Raw genomic sequence first — 22,947 nt, 5'->3', positions numbered from 1 at the left:
CACGGAAAGCTATTCTCATGACTGTCAACGGATGGATACAGATCCTCGTCTATTGCGGGATCGTCGTTTTGCTGGTGAAGCCGCTCGGCGGCTACATGTATCGCGTCTTCAACGGCGATCGCACCTTTCTCTCGCCCATACTTGGCCCGGTTGAACGCGGCCTTTATCGCATCTCGGGAACCAGTGAGCGCGAAGAGCAGCACTGGACGACCTATTCGGCAGGCATCATCTTCTTCAGCCTCGCCAGCTTCCTGGTGCTTTACTTCCTGCAGCGCCTGCAAGGCGTGCTGCCTTACAATCCGGCGGGCATGACCGCTGTCGAGCCCAACCTCGCCTTCAACACCGCCGTCAGCTTCGTCACCAACACCAACTGGCAGAATTACGGCGGCGAAAGCACGATGTCCTACCTCGTGCAGATGGCCGGCCTGACCGTGCAGAACTTCATGTCGGCGGCTGTCGGCGTCGCCATTGCGGTGGCGCTGATCCGCGGCTTCGCCCGGCATTCGGTCAAGTCGATCGGCAATTTCTGGGTCGATATGACCCGCTGCACGCTCTACATCCTGCTGCCGCTCTGCATCGTGCTCACCCTCGTCTATGTCTGGCTAGGCATGCCGCAGACGCTCGGGCCATATGTCGACGCCACCACGCTGGAAGGCGCCAAGCAGACGCTGGCGCTCGGCCCCGTTGCCTCGCAGGTCGCCATCAAGATGCTCGGCACCAATGGCGGCGGCTTCTTCAACGCCAATGCCGCGCATCCCTTCGAGAACCCGGACGCTATCTCCAACCTGATCCAGATGGTGACGATCTTCGCGCTGGGTGCGGCGCTGACCAACGTCTTTGGCCGCATGGTCGGCAACCAGCGCCAGGGCTGGGCGATCCTGGCCACGATGGGTGTGCTGTTCATCGCCGGCGTCGCCATCTGCTACTGGGCCGAAGCCGCAGGCAATCCGCTGGTTCACGCACTTGGCATCGACGGCGCCAACATGGAAGGCAAGGAGAGCCGCTTCGGCATTGCCGCTTCAGCACTGTTCGCGGTCATCACCACGGCCGCCTCGTGCGGCGCCGTCAACGCCATGCATGACTCGTTCACGGCCGTGGGCGGCTTGATCCCGATGGTCAACATGCAGCTCGGCGAGGTCATCGTCGGCGGTGTCGGCGCCGGCTTCTACGGCATCATGATGTTCATCATCGTCGCCGTCTTCGTTGCCGGCCTGATGGTCGGCCGCACGCCGGAATATCTCGGCAAGAAGATTGAGGCCAAGGAGGTCAAGATGGCGATGCTGGCCATCCTGTGCCTGCCGCTGGCGATGCTGACCTTCACCGCCATCGCGGTGGTGCTGCCATCCGCCGTCGCCTCCATGGCCAATGGCGGGCCGCACGGCTTCTCCGAGGTTCTCTATGCCTACACTTCGGCGGCCGCGAACAACGGCTCGGCCTTTGGCGGTCTTTCCGGCAACACGCCCTGGTACAACATCACGCTCGGCATCACGATGCTGATGGGCCGCTTCCTGGTCATCATCCCGGCGCTGGCGATTGCCGGCTCGCTGGTGGCGAAGAAGACAGTGCCTGCCTCGGCCGGCACCTTCCCGACCGATGGTCCGCTGTTCGTCGGCCTGCTCGTCGGCGTCATCCTGATCGTCGTCGGCCTGACCTTCTTCCCGGCACTGGCGATCGGACCGATCGTCGAGCACCTGGCTACCATCAACGGGCAGACCTTCTGAGGCTTGTTATGTCCTGGTTCAACCCAAAACGCAGGAAGGGCCGGCCGCGAGCCGGCACTGAGGGGGAGGAAACTCCCCCTCCCTTCCCCAGCGTGTCCACCTTCCTCGGCCTCGCGGCAGTCATGATCGTGATCTGGCTGCTGGCCTACGGGTCGCCGCACCTTTTCTCGGCATCCGACCACTCGGTGCCAGCCAACAGTTCAGATACTGGAGCCACCAAATGAGCCAGTCCAAATCCGCTGTCATCATGGATGCCAACATCCTGTGGCCCGCCATCGGCGGCGCCTTCAGGAAACTCGACCCGCGCACGCTGATCAAGAACCCGGTGATGTTCGTCGTCGCCATCGTCTCACTGCTGACCACGGTCCTCTTCGTCAGGGATCGCTTCACCGGCGGCGGCGATTTCAGCTTCACCCTGCAGATCATCATCTGGCTGTGGTTCACCGTGCTGTTCGCCAACTTCGCCGAAGCCGTTGCCGAAGGCCGCGGCAAGGCGCAGGCCGACTCGCTGCGCAAGGCGCGCACCGAGACCCAGGCCAAGCTGCTTGCCGGCGAGGACCGCTCCAAATTCAAGCTGGTGCCCGGCACCAGCCTGAAGGTCGGCGACATCGTGCTGGTCGAAGCCGGCGACATCATCCCGTCCGACGGCGAGGTGATCGAGGGCGTGGCCTCGGTCAACGAGGCGGCGATCACCGGCGAGTCCGCACCCGTCATCCGCGAATCCGGCGGCGACCGTTCGGCCGTCACCGGCGGCACGCAGGTGCTGTCCGACTGGATCCGCGTGCGCATATCAGCCGCGTCCGGCCACACCTTCCTCGACCGCATGATCTCGCTGGTCGAAGGTGCTGCGCGCCAGAAGACACCCAACGAAATCGCGCTCAACATCCTGCTCGTCGGCATGACGCTGATCTTCGTGCTTGCCACCGCGACGATCCCGAGCTTTGCTTCTTATTCCGGCGGCTATATCTCGGTGACCGTGCTGGTCGCGCTGTTCGTCACCCTGATCCCGACCACCATCGGCGCCCTGCTGTCGGCCATCGGCATTGCCGGCATGGACCGTCTCGTGCGCTTCAACGTGCTGGCCATGTCCGGTCGTGCCGTGGAAGCCGCAGGCGACGTCGATACGCTTTTGCTCGACAAGACCGGCACCATCACGCTCGGCAACCGCCAGGCGACCGAGTTCCGCCCGGTCAAAGGTGTTACCGAGCAGGAACTGGCCGATGCGGCGCAGCTCGCCTCGCTGGCCGACGAGACGCCGGAGGGACGCTCGATCGTCGTGCTGGCCAAGGAGAAATACGCCATCCGCGCCCGCGACATGGCGACCTTGCATGCGACCTTCGTTCCCTTCACCGCCCAGACCCGCATGAGCGGCGTCGACGTCGATGGCTCGTCGGTGCGCAAGGGCGCCGTCGATTCGGTTCTCGCCTATGTCAACCAGTCGACATCAGCCACCCATGGCGCGCGCCCCGGCAGCGACACGGTCAAGGATCTCCAGGCGATCGCCGACGAGATCGCCAAGTCGGGCGGCACGCCGCTGGCGGTCGAGCGTGACGGCCGCCTGCTCGGCGTCGTCCACCTCAAGGACATCGTCAAGGGCGGCATCAGGGAGCGCTTCGCCGAGCTGCGCAAGATGGGTATCCGCACGGTGATGATCACCGGCGACAATCCGATGACGGCGGCGGCGATCGCGGCGGAAGCCGGCGTCGACGACTTCCTTGCCCAGGCAACGCCGGAGGACAAGCTGAAGCTGATCCGCGACGAACAGGCCAAGGGCAAGCTGGTCGCCATGTGCGGCGACGGCACCAACGACGCACCCGCCCTTGCCCAGGCCGATGTCGGCGTCGCCATGAACACCGGCACGGTCGCTGCCCGCGAGGCCGGCAACATGGTCGACCTCGACTCTGATCCGACCAAGCTGATCGAGATCGTCGAGATCGGCAAGGCGCTGCTGATGACGCGCGGCTCACTGACGACCTTCTCGATCGCCAACGACGTCGCCAAATACTTCGCCATCATTCCGGCGATGTTCGCCGTCTTCTACGTCGCGCCGGGGCAGACCACCGGACCGCTGCAGGCGCTCAACATCATGCACCTGGCGACACCGCAAAGCGCCATCCTGTCGGCCATCATCTTCAACGCGCTGATCATCATCGCGCTGATCCCGCTGTCGCTGAAAGGCGTCAAATACCGGGCCATCGGCGCCGGCGCCCTGCTCAGCCGCAACCTGCTGGTTTACGGCCTCGGCGGCATCATCGTTCCCTTCGTCGGCATCAAGGCGATCGACATGATCGTCACCGGCCTCGGCCTCGCTTAAGGAAACACGTCCATGCTCACCCAGATACGACCCGCGATCATCATGATCGTCTTCTTCACTGTCCTGACCGGCCTGGTCTATCCCCTGGGGATGACCGGCATCGCCCAGGCGCTGTTTCCGCACCAGGCCAATGGCAGCCTGATCGAAAAGGACGGCAAGGTCGTCGGCTCCGAACTGATCGGCCAGGGCTTTGCCGGCGACAAATATTTCCATGGCCGCCCTTCGGCTGCCGGCGACGGCTACAACGCCACCGCCTCCGGCGGCTCCAACCTCGGCCCGACCAATCCCAAGCTGATCGATCGCATCAAGGGCGACGCCGACAAGCTGAAGGCGGAGAATCCGAACCAGCATGTGCCGATGGACCTGGTCACCACCTCCGGCAGCGGCCTCGATCCCGACATCAGCCCTGAGGCCGCCTATTTCCAGGTCGCCAGGGTGGCCAAGGCCAGGGGCTTCGACGAAGCCAAGGTCAAGGCGCTTGTCGACAGCCATGTCGAAGGCCGCGAACTTGGCTTCCTCGGCGAGCCGGTCGTCAATGTTCTGGCGCTCAACCTGGCGCTGGACGATACCAAGTGAGAGACAGTCTGTGAAGCCTAGCGCCGGGGATCGACAGCATCCCCGGCGCCGTTCATGATCGAGCCTGATGCCGGACGACAGAAGCAACGACACCAGACCCTCTCCGGACGCGCTGCTTGAGCATGCGGAACGGGAAGAGCGCGGCCGTCTGCGGATATTTCTCGGTGCCGCCCCCGGTGTCGGCAAGACCTACGAGATGCTGATGGCCGGCCGCGCCAGGCTGGCGGACGGCGTCGACGTGGTGATCGGCATCGTCGAAACCCACGGCCGCAAGGAAACCCTGGCGCTGGTCGAAGGCTACGAGGTCATCCCGCGCCAGAAGGTCAGCTACAAGGACCGCGTGCTGGACGAGATGGACATCGACGCCATCCTCGCCCGCCGCCCGGCGCTGGTGCTTGTCGACGAGCTCGCCCACACCAATGCGCCAGGCAGCCGCCACCCCAAGCGCTATCTCGACGTCCAGGAACTTCTGACCCGCGGCATCGACGTCTACACCACGCTCAACATCCAGCATGTCGAGAGCCTGAACGACGTCGTGGCGCAGATCACTCGCGTACGAGTGCGCGAGACGGTTCCCGACTCCATCATCGACCAGGCTGACGACATCGAGATCATCGATCTCACCCCCGACGACCTGATCAAGCGGTTGAAGGAAGGCAAGGTCTATTTCCCCAACACCGCCCAACGCGCGGTCGAAAACTATTTCTCATCAGGCAATCTGACGGCGCTTCGCGAACTGGCGCTGCGCCGCACCGCCCAGCGCGTCGATGAGCAGTTGCTCAACCACATGCAGTCGCATGCGATTCCTGGCCCTTGGGCGGCCGGTGAAAGGGTGCTTGTCTGCGTAGACTCGCGTCCGGGCGGAGCCTCCCGCATCCGCTATGCGCGCCGGCTGGCCGACCGGCTGCGCGCGCCCTGGACGGCACTGCATGTCGACACGCCGCGTTCGGCCACCATGTCCGAGGAGGACAAGGACCGGCTGGCGACGCTGCTGCGTCTGGCCGAGCAACTCGGCGCCGAGGTGACAACCATTCCCGGCCAGAACGTTGCCCAGGACATCGTGCGCCACGCCACGGCCAACAATTTCACCCACATCGTCGTCGGCAGGCCAACCCGGTCGCGCTGGCGCGAGCTGATCGAAGGCTCGCTTACCTACGATCTCATCCGCAATGCCGGCGACATCAGCGTCCATGTCATTTCGGGAACCGAGCGCGGCAACGAGGCGGCCTCGCGGAACGTCAAGGCGGCGGACGAGCAGTGGCAGTTCGATGTCTGGCCCTATCTCAAGGCGACGGCCTTCGTTGCCGGCTCGCTCGGTTTCGCCGCCCTGCTCGACCAGTTTCTCGACGTCCGCAATCTTGCGATCATCTTTCTCATCGGCGTGCTGACATCGGCGGTGGCCGGTGGTCTGTGGCCGGCTCTATATGCCTGTGTGGCCAGCGCCCTTGCCTTCAACTTTTTTTTCCTCGAGCCGCGCTACACGCTCACCATCCGGGATCCGGAGAGCATTGTCGCGCTCGCCGTCTTCCTTGTCGTTGCCGTCATCGCCAGCAATCTGACGGCGCGCGTGCAGCGCCAGGCGGTCGCTGCCCGTTCACGCGCCCGGGCTACGGAGGATATCTACCTATTCTCCAAGAAGCTCGCCGGCGCCGGCACGCTTGACGACGTGCTGTGGGCCACGGCCTTCCAGATCGCCTCGATGCTGAAGCTGCGCGTCGTGCTGCTTTTGCCTGAAGACGGCACGATCACCGTCAAGGCCGGCTATCCACCCGACGACACACTGGCCGAGGCCGACATCGCCGCCGCCCGCTGGGCCTGGGAGCACAACCGTGCCGCCGGCCGTGGCGCCGACACGCTGCCCGGCGCCAAGCGCCTCTATCTGCCCTTGCGGACAGGCCGCACCGCCATCGGCGTCGTCGGCCTCGACAACGACAAGCAAGGGCCGCTGCTGACGCCTGAGCAGCAGCGCCTGCTCGACGCGCTGGCCGACCAGGCGGCGGTCGCCATCGAGCGCATTCAGTTGGTCGCCGATGTCGACCGCGCCAATCTGGCGGCCGAGGCCGACCGGCTGCGCTCGGCGCTGCTGACCTCAATCTCCCATGATCTGAAGACGCCGCTTGCGGCCATCATGGGCGCGGCCGGCACGCTGCGGGAATACGCACCCTCATTGCCCGAGAGCGATCGAGCCGAGCTGCTGACCACCGTGCTCGACGAATCGGAGCGGCTGAACCGCTTCATCGCCAACCTGCTCGACATGACCAAGATCGAGTCCGGCGCCATGGAGCCGAATTTCGCGCTTCACTATGTCGGTGATGTCGTCGGCTCGGCCTTGCAGCGGGCGCGCAAGATCACTGCCGGGCACAAGACCGAGGTCGATATTCCACCCGACCTGCCGATGCTGAAGCTCGACCCCGTCCTGTTCGAACAGGCACTGTTCAACCTTCTCGACAATGCCGCAAAATACGCGCCGCCGGGGTCGACCATCCGCGTGCAGGGCTGGGTCGACAAGGGCTCCGTGGTGCTGCAGGTCATGGATGAAGGACCGGGCATTCCACCCGCTGACCTGGAGCGTATCTTCGACAGCTTCTACCGGGTGCGCAAACGCGACCAGGTCCAGGCCGGCACCGGGCTCGGCCTGTCGATCTGCCGCGGCTTCATCGAGGCGATGGGCGGCACGATCACGGCGGCGAACCGCAGCGACCGCACGGGCGCGGTCTTCACCATCCGCTTGCCGAGGCCGGCACAATCGCCCGGTATCGACGAACAAAGCGTGGACGGGCAAACATCCGGTGATCTGGCATGACAAATTCCAACGTCAGCATATTGGTGGTCGATGACGAGCCGCCGATCCGCAAACTGCTGCGCGTCGGCCTCGGCAGCCAGGGCTATGCGGTCAGCGAGGCGCCCAACGCCAGGGCGGCGATCGAGATCGTCGATACGCAAAAGCCGGATCTGATCCTGCTCGATCTCGGCCTGCCCGGCATGGGCGGCCTCGATCTTTTGCGCAAATGGCGCGACGACGGGCTCGACGTCCCCGTGGTCATCCTGTCCAGCCGCACCGACGAGGCCGGCATCGTCGCCGCACTGGAACTGGGCGCCGACGATTACATCACCAAACCATTCGGCATGAACGAGCTGGTCGCCCGCATTCGCGTGGCGCTGCGCCACAAATTCCAGCAACAGGGCGAAAAGCCGGTCTTCCACACCGGCGATCTCAGCGTCGACCTGGTCAAGCGCATCGTCAAGGTCGAGGGCAAGGAGGTAAAACTCTCGCCGAAGGAATACGACATATTGCGTATTCTGGTGCAGCACGCCGGCAAGGTTCTCACCCACCATTTCCTGCTGAAGCAGGTGTGGGGCGATTCCACCGACGTGCAGTATCTCAGGGTCTATGTCCGCCAGCTCAGGCAGAAGATCGAAAAATCGCCCGACCAGCCGCGCTACATCACCACCGAGACCGGCGTCGGGTATCGGCTGCGCGAGGTTGAGTAGCAGCAGCAGATTGGCATTGTTCCCAACTACAGTTTATCCGCCCACCGCTGCCAAAGGCCTGTCTTGTGGGCCAAAGCCGCGAATAAAACTAAAGTGGCCATCCCAGCATAGTGATTTATGAAAAAGGTTATGATCATGGCAATGGTGATTGCCAGACCAAAGATAAGTCCGCTTATTGGAGACCAAGGCCTGCCCTTGCCCTGCCAACTCATCACCAATGTTGTGCTCAGAAAGACGACGAAAATAAATGTTGGCGGTCCGAGATCGGACCGCCAGAAATCACGAAAATAAATGCCAGCGGCAATGCCGACGCAGCTGAACAGGAACCGCAGAGCCAAGTGCTTCATGCATACCTGATAGCAGGTAACGCTTAACGCTTCGCCGAACGCTCTTGGTTAGAGCGCCTATAGAACCCGAGGTCAGTCCGCCGACAATTCCGCCGTCCGTGCCAGCGCACCGCCGAAGCCGTTGAGCGGGATGGTAAAGCTCACCGCTTGCCCGGTGTCGGCCGCGAAGGTGTCGATCTTCAGCGTCGTCCCTGCCTTGAGCAGTGGTATGACGCTGGCATCGAACGCCACCGGCACCAGGCAACCGACGGCCTGGCAGGTGTTGAACGGCAGGCTGCCATCCAGCTTCTGCTCGTCGATGGTCAGGCTGACGCCTTTGGCCAGCGCCAGGCCGAACGGCAGCGCCAGTGTTCCGGCCGCATCCTCGCCGCTCTTGCTCGACAGCTCTATTGCCAGCAGGCGCTGGTTGGTTTGCTTGTTGAACTGCTGATGCGACAGGCTGCAGGCCTTATTGGTCCCCGTTATCTGGCAATTGACCGTCCAGTCGCCATGGGTTTCGGACAGCGCCGACGCGCCGCCAGGCAGTGTCGGGCCAGCGGCAGCGGCGGCAGGTGCTGCCTTGTCGGTCTTGGTCTGCGCGGCGACCGCCGCCGGGCCGAGAATACAGACGCTGCCCAGTAGCGCTGCGAAATATACTTGCCTGCTTTTCATCAATATCTCCCGATTGTGCCTCGAGCCAGCCGCCATTGAGCTCAAGGACCGCGCCCGATAGAGCGTTCATTCGATCTTTTCTGTCAAGTGCGGGCAGGTCCCATCCGCCACTGGCTCCGCCGATTTCGCAACCATGGCAGATCGGGACGAACGCCCTATATAAAAGGGAGGCTATGTCTGTGCGGGAATGAACCAATGTCGACGCTTCGTCTATCGACAATTCTGATGTCGGCGATGCTGGCGGCGGTGACGCTGCCGGGCAATGTGCAATCTGCCTCGGCGCAGGCCGTCAATCCCGGCACAAACCGGCTGATCCAGCAGAACGAGCTGCAGCAGTTGCGCAACAGCCTGCAGCGGCAGCAGTTCCAGCAACAGCAGCAGCAATATCGCGACCAGGACCGCCGGATCGTGCCGCAGCCGCGCCCTGAAGTGCCGGTCGTCAGGCAAGCTTGCCCGATTCAGATCGTCGGCAACCAGATTGTGCGTGTTTGCCGTTGATATCGGTCGCTTGCAATTTACTTAGTCGACTTATCTAATAAAAATGCTTCATTGCCTCGCGGGCATTTTTGGGGTTTGCAGGCGGGCGTGCGGCGGTGCGCCCGCCGACCGGGTTTTCAGCTTATGGCGACGACGAAGAAAAAGGCGGTGCGCAAGGCAAGGCGAGGTGAACGGATTCGCCAGGTCGCCGCCATACCCTTTCGCCTGGACGTTGACGGTAATTTCGAAGTGATGCTGGTGACGTCGCGCACGACGAAGCGCTTCATCGTGCCAAAGGGCTGGCCGATGAAGGGCAAGAGCGGGCGCAAGGCCGCCACCATCGAGGCACGCGAAGAGGCCGGCGTGCTCGGCAAGACGCTCAAGGAACCGGCCGGCAGCTATTCCTACTGGAAGCGGTTGGAAACCAACTTCGTCCGCGTCGACGTCGTCGTCTACCTGCTCGAAGTGTCCGAGGAACTGGCCAACTGGCAAGAGGCCAAGAGCCGCCAGCGCGCCTGGCTCAAGCCGCAAGACGCGGCGTTGCTCATCGATGAGCCCGATCTTTCGACATTGATGGCAAACCTGGCAACCACGCAGCCAGCGGTGCCAGACCCGACCTGAGCCTCACTTGCCCTCGTCGCCTTCAGCGGGAAACGGCCGCACGGGCGTGCCTGTATAGGCCCACAGCCATTCGCGCGGCAGCGGTCCTTTGTTGCGGTCGCTCTGCTGCGACTGCTCCCAGGCATGCGCCAGGATGCCGACCGAGCGCGACAACACGAACAGGCCGCGCGTCAGCGGCGGCGGAAAGCCGAGTTCGCCATAGATGACGGCGGTGGCGCCGTCGATGTTGAGCGGTATCTTCTTGCGCTTGCGCCGCGCCACCTCCGCCTCGACAGCCTCGGCGATGTCGGCGAAGCGTCCGCTGACGACGCCGCGCGCGGCAAAATCGCGGGTCACCTCGATCAGCCTCGGCGCGCGCGGATCGATCGGATGGAAGCGGTGGCCATACCCCGGCACATAGCCCTTCTCCTCGGCGAAGAAGCGATCGAGCCGCGCCGAGACCGCCTCGTCCAGCGTCGCACCCGCGTCGAGCGCCACGGCAATGTCGCCATAGAAGGACAGCGCCTGTTCCCCGGCGCCGCCATGCACGTCGCCCAGCACGTTGACGGCCGAGGCCATGGCGCTGTTGATGCCGACGCCACAGGTGATGGCCATGCGGGCAATGGCGATCGACGGCGCCTGCGGCCCGTGGTCGACGGCTGCCCCCAGCGCAATGCCAAGCAGCGCCGCCTGGTCCTCGCTTGGCAGTTCGCCGCGCAGCATCAGCCAGATGACAGCCGGAAAGCTGACGCGGCCGATCAAATCCTGGATTTCATAGCCGCGTAGCCGGATGATGCCCGGGCTCATCTCGATGATGCCGGTCTGCCACCATTCCTCACCGCGCTCGCGGCCGGTTTTTTTCTCAAGCTCGCTCACGCGCTTCTCCTGGTGCGCGGCGGCAGGGTGGAAAAAACCTCGTCCATGTGTTCGCCGAGCTCAGGCGGCGGCAGGACCGGCAAGGGTGCCTGGCCATCGACCATGAAGCCGCCGCGCACGACGGTCAGCGGCTGCTCCATGCCGGGCAGGCCCTGGAAGCGGGTGGTCATGTCGCGCTCAGTCACCTGGCGCTCGCCCAGCACCTGCGGGATGGTCAGCACCCGGCCCGCCGGCACGCCGGCGCGGTTGAACTTTTCTTCCCAGGCGGCGGCCGAGCCACTGGCCAGAGCCGTCTCGATCAGCGCCTTCAGCGCCGCACGGTTCTGCTTGCGCGTCTCGCGTTCGGCAAAGCGCGAATCCGATGCCAGCTCCGGTTGACCGATCAACCGGCACAGCGTGACGAACTGTTCCTGCTTGTTGGCGGCGATGTTGAGCAGGCCGTCGCCGGTGCGAAACGCACCGGAGGGCGCCGCCGTCATGTTCTCATTGCCCATCGGCTTTGGCTCGACGCCGGCCGTCAGGTAGTTGGACACCGGCCAGCCGAGCGCCGACAGCGTGCATTCGAGCATCGAGACATCGAGAAACGCGCCCTCGCCTGAGGTCTTCTGCTTCACAAGTGCTGCGGCAATGGCGAACGCCCCGACCAGTCCACCCAGCGTGTCGGCGACGGGATAACCGACCCGCAAGGGTGCGGTCTCCGGCGTGCCGGTGATGCTCATAATGCCGGAAAGCCCCTGGATGATCTGGTCGTAGGCCGGATTGTCGCGCATCGGCCCGGTCTGGCCGAACCCCGATATGGCGCAATAGACGAGACCGGGGCGAACCTCTTTCAGCTTCTCATAGCCGAGCCCAAGGCGCTCCATCACGCCGGGACGAAAATTCTCGACCAGCGCGTCGGCCGAGGCGACCAGGTCGAGGAAGCGTTCGCGATCGGCCTCGCTCTTGAGATCGAGCATCACCGATCGTTTGCCGGCGTTCTGCGCCAGGAACGATGCGCCCATGCCGGCTTTGTTGAGCGCCGGCGAGGCGCCGAGCTGGCGCGCCAGATCGCCGCCTTGCGGCGCCTCGACCTTGATGACGTCGGCGCCGAGCAGCGCCAGCTGGTAGGCGCAGTAAGGCCCGGCCAGCACATTGGTCAGGTCGAGAACACGGATGCCGGCAAGCAGATCGGTCATGACGCTCCAGATCGCTCAGGCATCGCCCGGCACATGCTCCGGTCCGCGCCGGCGCCTATGCTCAATGAAGGCCCAGATATGCGGACCGGCGAGGCCGATGAAGGCAAGGATCAGCAGCACCAGCGACAGCTTGTGGGTGTAGAACACCGACCAGTCTCCATTCGAGATCGTCATCGCCCGGCGGAACTGCGTTTCGGCGAGCGGCCCCAGGATCATGCCGATGATCACCGGCGCGGTCGGGAAATCGAAGCGCCGCATCAGGAAGCCGGCGGCCCCCAGGAGGTAGAGGATGATGAGATCGATCGGCGATTGCGAGATGCCGTAGGTGCCGACGGTGGCGAACACCAGGATGCCGGCGTAGAGCTGCGGCGCCGGAATTTTCAACAACCGCACCCACAGCCCGATCAGCGGCAGGTTGAGGATGACCAGGATGACGTTGGCGATGAACAGGCTGGCGATCAGGCCCCAGACCAGATCGGCCTGCGTCGTCAGCAGCAGCGGTCCCGGATTGATACCGTAGCTCTGGAAGGCCGACAGCATGATCGCGGCCGTCGCCGAGGTCGGCAGGCCGAGCGTCAGCATCGGCACCAGCACGCCGGCGGCTGAGGCATTGTTGGCGGCTTCGGGTCCGGCCACGCCCTCGATGGCGCCGACCGTGCCGAACTCCTCCTTGTGCTTCGACAGCTTCTTTTCGATGGCATAGGACAGGAAGGTCGGGATCTCGGCGCCGCCGGCAGGCATGGCGCCGATCGGGAAGCCGATTAAGGCGCCGCGCAGCCATGGCTTCCACGAGCGCCCCCATTCGGCGGCCGTCATGTAGAGCGAGCCCTTGAGCGGCACGATCTCGTCCTTGCCGGCATAGCGGCGCGAGGCCATGTAGAGCGTCTCGCCGACCGCAAACAGGCCGACCGCGGCAATGATGACATCGACACCGTCGAGCAGTTCGTTCATGCCGAAGGTGAAGCGCGGCTGTCCGGTCTGCAGGTCGACGCCGATCATGCCGATGACGAAGCCGATGAACAGGCTGGTGAGGCCGCGCACGGACGACGAGCCGAGCACCGCTGACACCGTGATGAAGGCGAGCACCATCAGCGAGAAATATTCGGCCGGCCCGAAAGCCAGCGCGAACTTCACCACCACCGGCGCCAGGAAGGCGACGCCCAGCGTGCCGATGGTGCCAGCGACGAAGGAGCCGATCGCCGAGGTCGCCAGTGCCGCGCCGCCACGGCCGGAGCGGGCCATCCTGTTGCCTTCCAGCGCGGTGACGATGGTGGCGCTTTCGCCGGGTGTGTTGAGCAGGATCGACGTCGTCGAGCCGCCATACATGGCGCCGTAATAGATGCCGGCGAACAGGATGAAGGAGGCCTCCGGCGCCACCTGGTAGGTGATCGGCAACAAAAGCGCGATGGTTAGTGCCGGCCCGAGGCCGGGCAGCACGCCGATGGCGGTGCCGAGCGTGGTGCCGACCAGGCACCACAACAGGTTCATCGGTGAGAAGGCGACGGAAAATCCGTGACCGAGATGGCTGAGCGTCTCCATGGCGTCAGCCCCTCAACGTCGTGATGATCGCGTCGATCACCGTGTTCAGCTGGTTTTCGATGAAGCCGGCGCCGATGTTGACGCCGAGCGCCCTGGCAAAGCCGAAATAGGCGGCAAGCGCCAGGATCAGGCCAGTCAGCGCGTCGCGCAGCGTGTGCCTGCTGCCGAAGCCGTAACAGACAAGCACGAACATGATGACGGAGGCGGCGGTGAAACCGAGCGGCTGGATCAGCACCAGATTTGCGACCAGGCCGGCAACGACGATGCCCATCGCCTTCAAGTCGGTCGGCGTTTCCTTTTCCTCCTGCGGCTGCCAGCCGCCGCGCACCGCGGCAAGGATGAGCAGCAGCGAAAGCACGATCATGCCGGTCATAGTGATGTAGGGAAAGACGGTCGGCCCGACCTTGGAATAGAGCGGCGACACCGGGATCGCCAGGGTCTGCCACGCCACGGCCGCGGCACAGGCGAGAAGCCCGATGCCGATCAACAATTCGGGCATGGCAAGGCGCGTTGGCGCCGGCTGCTGGTCGCTGCTGCTCATCAATGTCCTCCCAATATGGCCGCCATCCTCCCGCCGGCCGCATCCGCAGTTTCACTCCCACCGCATGATATGTCCATGCCGCAGGCCAAAGTCGGAAGGGGGCGGTGTTGGCCGCCCCCTTGGAGGTTTAGGCGAGGCCGAGATCCTTGAGGATCGCGGTGATGCGGGCGGTGTCGTCGGCGAGGAATTTGGCATAGTCGTCGCCGGTCAGAAGGATGGGCGTCCAGTTGCGGTTCTTGCACTCGGTTGCCCAGGCGTCGCTCTTGGCCATGGTTTCGATCATCGTGACCATCGCCGCCTTGTCGGCGTCGGAGACGCCGGGCGGTGCGAAGACGCCGCGCCAGTTGAACAATTCGACATCGATGCCGGCTTCCTTCATCGTCGGTGCGTCAATGCCGTCCTGGCGCTTGTCGGCCGAGATCGCCAACAACCGAAGCGCGCCTGCCTTGATCTGCTCGGAGAACTCGCCGAAGCCGGAAATGCCGGCCGCAACCTGGTTGCCGAGCAGCGCCGACAGCGCCTCGCCGCCACCGGCGAACGGCACATAAGAGAGGTTGGTTGCCGGAACGCCGACCGTCTTGGCGATCAGGCCGAACAATATGTGGTCGGAACCGCCGGCCGAGCCGCCGGCAACCGGCACCTTGGTCGGATCGGCTTTAAGCGCGGCAACGAAATCGCCGGCCGTCTTGAACGGCGAATCCGCCGGCACCACGAGCGCCTCGAACTCGCCGGTGAGGCGGGCGATCGGCGTGACTTCGGAGAGGTTGTTGGCCGATTTGTTGGCGATGATGGCGCCCACCATGACCATGCCGGCAACCATCAGCGAATTGCCCTTGCCCTTCCACTGGCTGATGAACTGCGGCAGGCCGACCGTACCGCCGGCGCCGCCGACATTGGTGATCTGCGAGCCGGAGATCAGTTTTTCACTGCGCAGCACCTGGTCGATGGTGCGCCCTGTCTGGTCCCAGCCGCCGCCGGGCGCGGCCGGCACGAAGATCTGGATCTGCGGTGCATCCTGAGCGAAGGCGGGCGTCAAATGCGTTGCGACGAAACCGGCAGCGCCTGCGGCCGCGGTGCTCATCAAAAATCTGCGTCTGTTCAGCATGGGATTCCTCCAAATCACGACACCTCCTCCGGTGCCTGCCAGAAACGTAGCCTGAAAACAGACCCGCTCGGCAAAAATTCATGCCGATTTCGGTACGTTCTGTCAACAGAAACGACGTTCTACTAGACAGAACATGTGATGTGCGACACAATCGCTTCGGTCGGCGTAGAGCAATTCCAGGAAAAATGTGATCGGTTTTCCCACAGGAATTGCGTAAAAACAAAGAGATAGAGCGGTTCGCCGTTTCCCTGGAACGGTGAAACGCTCTAGTCCGAGCGAGTAAACTGGAATGAAACCGTCCGTCAGATGACCGAAGCGCGATCCCAGCCGTTACAGGCCGATGGCGTTGCCGCGCTCGACCGCGCGATCGCCATTCTCGACGCTTTCGCCACCGCCGACCGTTCGCTTAGCCTGGCCGAAATCGCGGCGCGGACCGGGCTCTACAAGAGCACCATATTGCGGCTGGCAAACTCGTTGCTGCGCGGGCAGTTGCTGGAGCGGCTCGACGATGGCCGCTACCGCATCGGGCCGGCCACCTTCCGGCTTGGCGCGCTCTACCAGCGTTCGGTGGTGGCCATCGACATCTTGCTACCGATCATGCGTGACCTGGCCGAACAGAGCTGGGAAAGCGTCGCCTTCTATGTCCGCTCGGGCGACGTCCGTACCTGTCTCTATCGCGTCGAGTCCAAGCACCCGATCCGCTACACGATCCGGGAAGGCGATGTGCTGCCGTTGCTCGCCGGCTCGGGTGGTCGCGTGCTGGCGGCGTTTTCAGGCCAGCCGGGCGAGCCTTACGAGACCATTCGCCAGGCCTGCCACTATCTGTCGATCGGCGACCGCGACCCGGAGACGGCGGGCGTGTCGGCGCCAGTGTTCGGACCCGGGCACATTTTGCTTGGGGCATTGACGCTTGCCGGTCCGAGCATGCGTGTCGACGCGGCGTTCCTGCGGCGCATGACGCCGACCCTTCTGGAGGCGGCGGCCCGTGCCACGCGTGCCTTCGGCGAGGACGCATCAGCCCTTGAACGCGCTGGCGCGAAAGCTGGCAACCTCACCTAGCGCAATCAAACCCCGCAACGCAATCAAGCATGCGGTCACACAGTGTTTCCGCCGCTCTTGCAGGCCTCCGACCGCGAATGTATTCTTGTAGTTTACTCGAATACAATGCAGCTTTTGCGAAAGATTGCACCTGACGCCGCGTAGGCAAGTTTTACAGAAATCGGGCCAATCCGGAAGCAAATAGCCGAAGAATTTATTGGCTGTTATTGCCCGTAGGCTAGTCAAACAAGCGTCGCCGGATATGGGCGACATGGGGAAAGGGCGTCGGCTGGCCGGCATCTGGTCGGCAGGCAATTCGCGAGGAGCCATGGCTATTCCCATGGAAGCTTGATGAGGCTGTCACCAACAGACACCAGCCCCCGTCTTCTCGGGCTGGTCTGGCCATTCATCCTCGTGGTTCTTGTCCAGGCCCTGGTTGCCAGCGGTAGCCTTTACACGCTCTCGGCGGTACGCGCCTATGTCGGCGGCGAGAGCCACTGGTCCAAGGGACAGAAGCAGGCCATCTATTTTCTCAGTCTCTATGCCGAAACCGGCAACGAAGAATTCTTCAACGAGTATCGCGGAGCCATCGCTGTTCCGCTCGCCGATCGTTCGGCTCGACTTGCCCTCGAGCAACCCGAACCCGACATCAGCGCCGCCCGCGCCGGCTTCCTGCAGGGCGGCAACCACCCTGACGATCTGGCGGGATTGATCTGGCTGTTCCAGAACTTCCGCAAGGTGAGCTATCTCGACATTGCCATCCAGCATTGGACGGCCGCCGACAGCATGATTCTTGAAATCGATCGGCTCGGCACCACGATCCACCAAGGATTTCTGGAAGGGGCAGTTTCGGCTGCGCAAATCAGCACCTGGAAAGCGCAAATCCATCAACTCAACCATCTGATCGGTCCCCTTTCCAAGGCCTTCTCCGACAGCCTCGGCGAGGGATCCCGTTTCATCAAGGTGGCGCTGACGCTCGCCAACCTGGCTACCGCCGCCTTGCTCATCCTGCTCGCCGTGTGGCGCACCCGCAAACTGCTGGCGCAGCGCCGGGCTTTCCAATCCGCCCTCAATGCCGAACGCGAGCGCGCCCAGATCACCCTCGCCTCGATTGGCCAGGCTGTCATCAGCACGCAAGCGGACGGACTGGTGGACTACATGAACCCCGTCGCGGAGCGGCTGCTGGCACACTCGCTCCACACGGCCAGGGGCAAGCCGATCACCTCGCTGTTCCGCTTGCTGGACAAGGACACCGGTGTCGAGGAACTCGGGTTGGCGGAACGCCTGCTGGCTGGCGAGCCACGTCGCCCCAACGTCCGCCCGCAACTACTGCAGCGCGACGACGGCTCGGTCATTCCCGTGGCGCTGACCGGGGCACCACTGCTCATTTCCGGCCATGTGGTTGGCGCAGTGCTGGCTTTCCACGACATGACGCGCGAGCAGGACTACATCGAGCGGCTCTCCTGGCAGGCCTCGCATGACGCGCTGACCGGACTTGCCAACCGCCACGACTTCGAAAGCCGGCTGGCGTCGGAAATCGCCGAATTGCGTCACAAGTCCCGCCAGCACGCTCTGATGTACCTGGATCTCGATCAGTTCAAGCTTGTCAACGATACGTGTGGCCATGCGGCCGGCGATCAGTTGCTGCGGCAGATTTCCGTTCTCCTCGGCAATGCGCTGCGACCGGGCGACATGCTGGCGCGGCTGGGTGGCGACGAGTTCGGCGTTCTGCTGTTCGATTGCAGTCCGGATCTCGCTGTCGATATCGCCGAACGCCTGCGTGCAACGGTTCAGGACCTGCATTTCACCTGGGATGCCAGGCCCTTCAACAGCAGCGTCAGTATCGGCATGGTTCAGATCACCAATGCCGAAATCACGCTTGAAGAGACCCTGCGGGCTGCGGATGTCGCCTGCTACATGGCCAAGGAAAAAGGCCGCAACCGGGTTCAGCTGCACAGCGACAGCGATGTCGCCTTGCGCGAACGCTTCGGCGAGATGGCCTGGGTTCAGCGCCTCCATGCCGCGCTGGAAGAAAATCGCTTTGCGCTTCATGCCCAGGAGATCTGGCCGCTGAACGAGGCGGCCGCCGAAGCCGGCGCGCATATCGAGATCCTGCTGCGGTTGACCGACGAGGACGGTCTCGTCGTCTCGCCCGCCAGCTTCATTCCGGCGGCCGAGCGCTATGGGTTGATGCCGTCGATCGACCGTTGGGTCGTGCGCAACACCTTCGGCGTCCTGGCGGCGCGCCTCGCCGATCGAACGGCCTCCCCCATCACCACTTGTGCCATCAATCTTTCCGGCGCCAGCTTCGGCGACGAGACCTTCCTCGGCTTCCTGCGCGAGCAGTTTCTTGCCTATGGCATTCCGCCGAAAATGATTTGTCTGGAGATCACGGAGACCAGCGCCATCGCCGATCTCGCCAATGCCATGCGCTTCATTGCCGATCTGCGCGGCTTGGGTTGCCGCTTCGCCCTCGACGACTTCGGCTCCGGCATGTCGTCCTTCGCCTACCTGAAACACCTGCCCGTCGACTATCTGAAAATCGACGGCAGCTTCGTCAAGGACATGCTGGAGGATCGGATCGACCGTGCCATGGTCGAGATGATCCATCATATCGGCAAGGTGATGGGCAAGCGCACCATTGCCGAATTCGTCGAAAGCGACGGCATCATCGCGGCACTGAAGACCATCGGCGTCGACTATGCGCAAGGCTATGCGATAGCCAGGCCGCAACCTTTCAACGCCTCCATGACGCTGCTGAATCCAGCGGGGCCGGCAAAGGGGACGGACAAATATCGTTGGAACGGCCTTGCGCGAAAATTGCGCAAGGCCGGATGACAAGAAAAGCCGTTGCCGGACTTCGTCAGTTCGCCTTGACCAGCACCACGCGCCGGTTCTTGGCGCGGCCGGTTTCGTCGTCATTGCTGGCGACGGGCGCCATCATGCCGGCGCCGGCGGCAGTCAGCCGCCCGCCGTCAATGCCGTATTTCGAGACAAGCGCCGCCTTCACCGACTGCGCCCGCCGCGACGACAGGTCGATATTGTAGTCGAAAGCGCCCTGATTGTCGGTGTGGCCGACGACGATCACCGCCATGCCGGGTTCGTTGGTCAAAAGCGTCGATATCTCCTTCAGCGTCGGCTCCGATTCCGGCTTGATGTCAGACTTGTCGGTGTCGAAGAAGATGCCGTAGAGCGAGATCGAGCCGGTGGTGGAGAGCGAATCCGCCATCTTGGCGGCCTCGACGACCACCATCTTCTTGTCGCGCGCCTTCGGCTCCAGCACCTGGACGACGGCGATGGTGCGGCCGTTGAGTTCCTTGCAGTAGAGGTCGTTGATCAGGGAATAGGCCTGCACGGTGACGTACGCGTCGCCGCCGTCCTGCGGGACCTTGGCGGCGAAAAAGCGCTGGTCGTTGAGGCCCGAAGTCAACGCACATGCGCCGTTGGAAAACGCCGCGTCCTTGATGTCGCTTTCATGGAAGAAATACATCATCAGGCTCATGTCGCCGCCACCGCCGCTCGACGACCGGCCGGCAGCGCCGCCGCACTCTTCCTTCTTGCATTCGAACAGGACTTCGCCGCCGGCCGCCTCGATCACATCCTGATAGTTGCGCAGCACTTCCAGCGGCGAGCGCTCGGCCGGCAGCACATAGGCGATGCGGGTCAGCGCACCCTCGACCTCGGCCTTCTTGTCCGGTGCATAGATGCGATTGTTCATCGTATCGCGCGCGTCCGCATCGGCGCTCGGCTTCAGCGGCGACAGCGGCACGGTGAAATCGGTATAGGCGAATTTTTCATAGGAGACGATGAACGACCCCTCATAACGCTTAGCCAGATGATTGTCGGCCGCGCCTTCGATGTCGGCGGTCGGCACCGTCGCATCGGCGCCAGCCAGCCGCACGGTCGCAAAGATGAGCAGCCCGGCCCAGAAAAGCTTTGCAAGTATCGCATCGATCGTACGCATGGTCAGCCTCCCCCAAAGAGCAATTCCAGGAAAAGTGCGAGCGGTTTTCCCCACAGGAATTGCGTAGCTAGATCAGGATGGCAATTTTTGCAGAACGAGGCAATTGCATCGATGAAGTGCTTCACACCAGCCGCTCAAGCAGGATGGTCGGCCCATCGTGATAAGTGGTTTCCAGCACTTTGGTGTAGCCGCATTTTGCCGCGACGTTCAGCGAGCCGGTGTTTTCTGGATCGATGATGCAGACGGTTCTGGCGCCGGCAAAGGTTTCGTCGCCCCAGGCCAGCGCCCGCCTGACGACTTCGCTGGCAAAACCCTTGCCATGCGCCTGCGGCGCCAGCGCCCAGCCAGCTTCGGGGATGCCTTCGAGCGAAGGCTCGATATCGCGCTTGAGATCGTGGAACCCGGCCTCGCCGATGAAACGGCCGCTGGCCTTGTCCTCGATCGCCCAGAAGCCGTAGCCGAGCAGCGACCACAAGCCGGCGTGCCTGAGGAATCGCATCCAACTTTCCTCGCGCGTCCGCGGCTTGCCGCTGATGAAGCGGGTGGTGACGGGACTGGCCCACATGACGGCATAGTCGTCGAAGTCATCGATCCGATGCGCCCGCATGATGGTCCGCTCCGTTTCGAGAACCGGAACGCCGGCTGCTTTTGGACTGCCCATGAAACTCTGCCTCCGTTGACGGTCGTCGCTTAACAGACCAACGCTCGCCAACAAGGGCCAAGGCGGATCATCGTACAGCCAGGCAAGCTATCTCGATTAATCAAGCTAGGGTCAGGATGTGGCGTCGATGACACTGATGACTGGACCAGAAGTAGCCCGCCTCTGGGAATTCCGCCGAACGATGCTACCTTCCGCAACCGACCCGGCGAGGGCCGGTCTCGATACCGCCGATGGGAGGAGAGCGCCATGGACACCACCGATCTTGTGCTTGCCATTTTCCATCACCTGCTGGTGTTCTCGCTGGCCGGCATCATCGGCGCCGAATTTGTCCTGATCCGCGGCGACCTCTCCGCCGCCACGCTCAAACGGCTTGCCGGCATCGACCGCCACTATGGCATCATCGCCAGTCTGATCATCATCATCGGCATTGGCCGTGTCATCTATGGCCTGAAGGGCTGGGAGTTCTACGTCTACAACTGGATGTTCTGGGCCAAGATGGCGGCATTCGCTGTCGTCGGTCTGCTATCCATCGTGCCCACCATCCGCTTCATCTCCTGGAACCGGCAGGCCAGCGCCGGTCCCGGCTTCCAGGTGCCGGCGGCCGAACTCGCCTCGGTGAAGACCTATGTGCGCGCCGAAGCCTTCATCTTCCTGCTGATCCCGATCTTCGCGGCGGCCATGGCGCGCGGCTACGGTTATTGAAGCAACGCCAACACGAAACCGCATCGCCGCCGGCATACTCCCCACCGATCGCCATGCTTGCGGACGACTGTATTTTGCAGTTTGCGTCAGGCGACAATCTGTTAGCCTGCCAATGTTGCACATCGCTGGCGGGTTCCGGGCAACGGTTGGAAATTGATATCCTGGGAGGAGAATTACGATGAGGAAATTCGTTACCGCCCTGGCCGCCGCCGCGGCCGTCACGCTTTACTCCTTCACCGCCTCAGCACAGACCTATCCCGAGCGCACCATCACCGTCGTCGTGCCGTTTGCAGCCGGCGGTCCGACCGATACGGTCACGCGCCTTGTCGCCGAAGCCATGTCGAAGGATCTCGGCCAGCAGATCATCGTCGAGAATGTTGGCGGCGCCGGCGGCACGCTGGGCGCCGGCCGCGTCGCCAACGCCGACCCGGACGGCTACACGCTGCTCCTCCATCACATCGGCATGGCGACAAGTGCCACACTCTACAGGAAGCTCGCCTACGACACGCTGAACGCTTTCGAATATGTCGGCCTCGTCACCGAGGTGCCGATGGCCATCGTCGCCCGCAAGGACCTGGAGCCGACCGATCTCAAAGGGCTGGTCGAATACGCCAAGGCCAACAAGGACTCCATCACCGTCGCCAATGCCGGCATCGGGGCGGCCTCGCATCTGTGCGGCATGCTGTTCATGAGCGCCATCGGCACGCCGCTGGTCACCGTGCCTTACAAGGGCACCGGCCCGGCCATGACCGACCTTCTCGGCGGCCAGGTCGATATCATGTGCGACCAGACCACCAACACCACCAAGCAGATCCAGGGCGGCACGATCAAGGCCTATGCCGTCACCACGCCGGAACGCCTCGATGTCATGAAGGACGTCCCGACGACGATCGAAGGCGGCCTGCCCGCAGTGCAGGTCGGCATCTGGCACGGCCTCTATGCGCCGAAAGGTACGCCGGCCGCAATCACCGACCGGCTGTCGAAGTCGCTCCAGGTCGCGCTGAAGGACCCCAACGTCATCGCCCGCTTCGCCGAACTCGGCACCAAGCCGTCATCCGAAGCCGATGCGACGCCGGCGGCGCTGAAGGCCAAGCTGGAAGGCGAGATCATGCGCTGGAAGCCGATCATCGAAGCCGCCGGCCAGTACGCCGACTGAGGGCTTGAACGG

At 63.5% G+C, this 22,947-nt stretch carries 20 protein-coding genes; 11 read left to right on the top strand and 9 right to left on the bottom strand.

Going from position 1 to position 22,947, the window contains the following annotated elements:
- Positions 1 to 17 precede the first annotated feature (17 nt).
- The 5 genes from kdpA (at position 18) to JQK88_RS24700 (ending at position 8,103) form a co-directional block, all read left to right on the top strand.
- Positions 18 to 1,721: a potassium-transporting ATPase subunit KdpA gene (kdpA, locus tag JQK88_RS24720; RefSeq protein ID WP_203279715.1), complete on the top strand. Its 1,704-nt coding sequence runs from the start codon at positions 18 to 20 to the stop codon at positions 1,719 to 1,721.
- A gap of 220 nt (positions 1,722 to 1,941) precedes the next feature.
- Entirely contained in the window at positions 1,942 to 4,035 is a 2,094-nt protein-coding gene (gene kdpB / locus JQK88_RS24715; RefSeq protein ID WP_203279714.1) for a potassium-transporting ATPase subunit KdpB, read from the top strand.
- 12 nt (positions 4,036 to 4,047) lie between these two features.
- On the top strand, positions 4,048 to 4,611 hold the full coding sequence (gene kdpC / locus JQK88_RS24710; protein WP_192259125.1) for a potassium-transporting ATPase subunit KdpC: 564 nt from the start codon (positions 4,048 to 4,050) through the stop codon (positions 4,609 to 4,611).
- Positions 4,612 to 4,678: 67 nt separating this feature from the next.
- Entirely contained in the window at positions 4,679 to 7,414 is a 2,736-nt protein-coding gene (locus tag JQK88_RS24705) for a DUF4118 domain-containing protein (protein ID WP_203279713.1), read from the top strand.
- Positions 7,411 to 8,103, top strand: coding sequence for a response regulator transcription factor (locus JQK88_RS24700; RefSeq protein ID WP_192259127.1), 693 nt, complete (start codon positions 7,411 to 7,413; stop codon positions 8,101 to 8,103). Before JQK88_RS24705 ends, JQK88_RS24700 begins: the two co-directional genes overlap by 4 nt.
- A gap of 26 nt (positions 8,104 to 8,129) precedes the next feature.
- Here the strand turns inward: JQK88_RS24700 and JQK88_RS24695 are convergent, their stop codons facing one another.
- A complete protein-coding gene (locus JQK88_RS24695) occupies positions 8,130 to 8,450 on the bottom strand; it encodes a hypothetical protein (RefSeq protein WP_192259128.1) in 321 nt (106 codons plus the stop codon).
- Positions 8,451 to 8,522: 72 nt separating this feature from the next.
- Positions 8,523 to 9,101, bottom strand: coding sequence for an invasion associated locus B family protein (locus JQK88_RS24690; RefSeq protein ID WP_192259129.1), 579 nt, complete (start codon positions 9,099 to 9,101; stop codon positions 8,523 to 8,525).
- Between the two features lie 225 nt (positions 9,102 to 9,326).
- Here JQK88_RS24690 and JQK88_RS24685 point away from each other — a divergent pair, with 225 nt between their 5' ends.
- Together JQK88_RS24685 and JQK88_RS24680 are read left to right on the top strand one after the other, a co-directional pair.
- Entirely contained in the window at positions 9,327 to 9,599 is a 273-nt protein-coding gene (locus tag JQK88_RS24685) for a hypothetical protein (RefSeq protein WP_203279712.1), read from the top strand.
- 123 nt (positions 9,600 to 9,722) lie between these two features.
- Positions 9,723 to 10,199, top strand: a complete 477-nt coding sequence (locus JQK88_RS24680; protein WP_192259131.1) for an NUDIX hydrolase — start codon at positions 9,723 to 9,725, stop codon at positions 10,197 to 10,199.
- A 3-nt stretch (positions 10,200 to 10,202) separates the two neighbouring features.
- On the opposite strand, the gene JQK88_RS24675 is transcribed toward JQK88_RS24680, so the two are convergent.
- From JQK88_RS24675 to JQK88_RS24655, 5 genes are all read right to left on the bottom strand, one after another.
- Entirely contained in the window at positions 10,203 to 11,054 is an 852-nt protein-coding gene (locus JQK88_RS24675) for a citryl-CoA lyase (protein ID WP_203279711.1), read from the bottom strand.
- Positions 11,051 to 12,229, bottom strand: a complete 1,179-nt coding sequence (locus JQK88_RS24670; RefSeq protein ID WP_203279710.1) for a CaiB/BaiF CoA transferase family protein — start codon at positions 12,227 to 12,229, stop codon at positions 11,051 to 11,053. Before JQK88_RS24670 ends, JQK88_RS24675 begins: the two co-directional genes overlap by 4 nt.
- Before the next feature lie 15 nt (positions 12,230 to 12,244).
- A complete protein-coding gene (locus JQK88_RS24665; RefSeq protein ID WP_203279709.1) occupies positions 12,245 to 13,768 on the bottom strand; it encodes a tripartite tricarboxylate transporter permease in 1,524 nt (507 codons plus the stop codon).
- 4 nt (positions 13,769 to 13,772) lie between these two features.
- Positions 13,773 to 14,309, bottom strand: coding sequence for a tripartite tricarboxylate transporter TctB family protein (locus JQK88_RS24660; RefSeq protein ID WP_203279708.1), 537 nt, complete (start codon positions 14,307 to 14,309; stop codon positions 13,773 to 13,775).
- A 127-nt stretch (positions 14,310 to 14,436) separates the two neighbouring features.
- Positions 14,437 to 15,414 carry a Bug family tripartite tricarboxylate transporter substrate binding protein gene (locus JQK88_RS24655; RefSeq protein WP_142869019.1) on the bottom strand — a complete coding sequence of 326 codons (978 nt, stop codon included), beginning with the start codon at positions 15,412 to 15,414 and terminating at the stop codon, positions 14,437 to 14,439.
- Positions 15,415 to 15,720: 306 nt separating this feature from the next.
- On the opposite strand from JQK88_RS24655, the gene JQK88_RS24650 reads away from it, so the two are divergent.
- Together JQK88_RS24650 and JQK88_RS24645 are read left to right on the top strand one after the other, a co-directional pair.
- Positions 15,721 to 16,473 carry an IclR family transcriptional regulator gene (locus tag JQK88_RS24650; protein ID WP_192259136.1) on the top strand — a complete coding sequence of 251 codons (753 nt, stop codon included), beginning with the start codon at positions 15,721 to 15,723 and terminating at the stop codon, positions 16,471 to 16,473.
- A gap of 330 nt (positions 16,474 to 16,803) precedes the next feature.
- Positions 16,804 to 19,290 carry an EAL domain-containing protein gene (locus tag JQK88_RS24645; RefSeq protein WP_203279707.1) on the top strand — a complete coding sequence of 829 codons (2,487 nt, stop codon included), beginning with the start codon at positions 16,804 to 16,806 and terminating at the stop codon, positions 19,288 to 19,290.
- Between the two features lie 25 nt (positions 19,291 to 19,315).
- Here JQK88_RS24645 and JQK88_RS24640 read toward each other — a convergent pair whose 3' ends face one another.
- The gene (locus JQK88_RS24640) at positions 19,316 to 20,416 is read right to left on the bottom strand and encodes an OmpA family protein (RefSeq protein ID WP_203279706.1); all 1,101 of its coding nucleotides are present in this window, start codon (positions 20,414 to 20,416) and stop codon (positions 19,316 to 19,318) included.
- Between the two features lie 121 nt (positions 20,417 to 20,537).
- A complete protein-coding gene (locus JQK88_RS24635) occupies positions 20,538 to 21,077 on the bottom strand; it encodes a GNAT family N-acetyltransferase (RefSeq protein ID WP_192259139.1) in 540 nt (179 codons plus the stop codon).
- A 246-nt stretch (positions 21,078 to 21,323) separates the two neighbouring features.
- Here JQK88_RS24635 and JQK88_RS24630 point away from each other — a divergent pair, with 246 nt between their 5' ends.
- Together JQK88_RS24630 and JQK88_RS24625 are read left to right on the top strand one after the other, a co-directional pair.
- Positions 21,324 to 21,779: a DUF2214 family protein gene (locus tag JQK88_RS24630; protein WP_192259140.1), complete on the top strand. Its 456-nt coding sequence runs from the start codon at positions 21,324 to 21,326 to the stop codon at positions 21,777 to 21,779.
- Positions 21,780 to 21,957: 178 nt separating this feature from the next.
- Entirely contained in the window at positions 21,958 to 22,935 is a 978-nt protein-coding gene (locus tag JQK88_RS24625; protein WP_192259141.1) for a tripartite tricarboxylate transporter substrate-binding protein, read from the top strand.
- Positions 22,936 to 22,947: the final 12 nt, after the last annotated feature.

This window comes from Mesorhizobium caraganae, from assembly GCF_016836705.1.
GTDB classification, from domain to species: Bacteria; Pseudomonadota; Alphaproteobacteria; order Rhizobiales; family Rhizobiaceae; genus Mesorhizobium; species Mesorhizobium caraganae.
The sequence above is the reverse complement of the archived record's forward strand: the minus strand, read 5'-3'. Positions and strand labels throughout refer to the sequence as shown.

Bases quoted from the DNA above. Each gene is read 5' to 3' on its own strand.
- JQK88_RS24690 (WP_192259129.1), bottom strand. From the start codon at position 9,101: ATGAAAAGCAGGCAAGTATATTTCGCAGCGCTACTGGGCAGCGTCTGT.
- JQK88_RS24705 (WP_203279713.1), top strand. From the start codon at position 4,679: ATGCCGGACGACAGAAGCAACGACACCAGACCCTCTCCGGACGCGCTG.
- JQK88_RS24680 (WP_192259131.1), top strand. From the start codon at position 9,723: ATGGCGACGACGAAGAAAAAGGCGGTGCGCAAGGCAAGGCGAGGTGAA.
- JQK88_RS24655 (WP_142869019.1), bottom strand. From the start codon at position 15,414: ATGCTGAACAGACGCAGATTTTTGATGAGCACCGCGGCCGCAGGCGCT.
- JQK88_RS24660 (WP_203279708.1), bottom strand. From the start codon at position 14,309: ATGAGCAGCAGCGACCAGCAGCCGGCGCCAACGCGCCTTGCCATGCCC.
- kdpC (WP_192259125.1), top strand. From the start codon at position 4,048: ATGCTCACCCAGATACGACCCGCGATCATCATGATCGTCTTCTTCACT.
- JQK88_RS24650 (WP_192259136.1), top strand. From the start codon at position 15,721: ATGACCGAAGCGCGATCCCAGCCGTTACAGGCCGATGGCGTTGCCGCG.
- JQK88_RS24665 (WP_203279709.1), bottom strand. From the start codon at position 13,768: ATGGAGACGCTCAGCCATCTCGGTCACGGATTTTCCGTCGCCTTCTCA.
- JQK88_RS24645 (WP_203279707.1), top strand. From the start codon at position 16,804: ATGAGGCTGTCACCAACAGACACCAGCCCCCGTCTTCTCGGGCTGGTC.
- JQK88_RS24640 (WP_203279706.1), bottom strand. From the start codon at position 20,416: ATGCGTACGATCGATGCGATACTTGCAAAGCTTTTCTGGGCCGGGCTG.
- JQK88_RS24685 (WP_203279712.1), top strand. From the start codon at position 9,327: ATGTCGGCGATGCTGGCGGCGGTGACGCTGCCGGGCAATGTGCAATCT.
- JQK88_RS24625 (WP_192259141.1), top strand. From the start codon at position 21,958: ATGAGGAAATTCGTTACCGCCCTGGCCGCCGCCGCGGCCGTCACGCTT.
- JQK88_RS24635 (WP_192259139.1), bottom strand. From the start codon at position 21,077: ATGGGCAGTCCAAAAGCAGCCGGCGTTCCGGTTCTCGAAACGGAGCGG.
- kdpB (WP_203279714.1), top strand. From the start codon at position 1,942: ATGAGCCAGTCCAAATCCGCTGTCATCATGGATGCCAACATCCTGTGG.
- JQK88_RS24670 (WP_203279710.1), bottom strand. From the start codon at position 12,229: ATGACCGATCTGCTTGCCGGCATCCGTGTTCTCGACCTGACCAATGTG.
- JQK88_RS24630 (WP_192259140.1), top strand. From the start codon at position 21,324: ATGGACACCACCGATCTTGTGCTTGCCATTTTCCATCACCTGCTGGTG.
- JQK88_RS24695 (WP_192259128.1), bottom strand. From the start codon at position 8,450: ATGAAGCACTTGGCTCTGCGGTTCCTGTTCAGCTGCGTCGGCATTGCC.
- JQK88_RS24700 (WP_192259127.1), top strand. From the start codon at position 7,411: ATGACAAATTCCAACGTCAGCATATTGGTGGTCGATGACGAGCCGCCG.
- kdpA (WP_203279715.1), top strand. From the start codon at position 18: ATGACTGTCAACGGATGGATACAGATCCTCGTCTATTGCGGGATCGTC.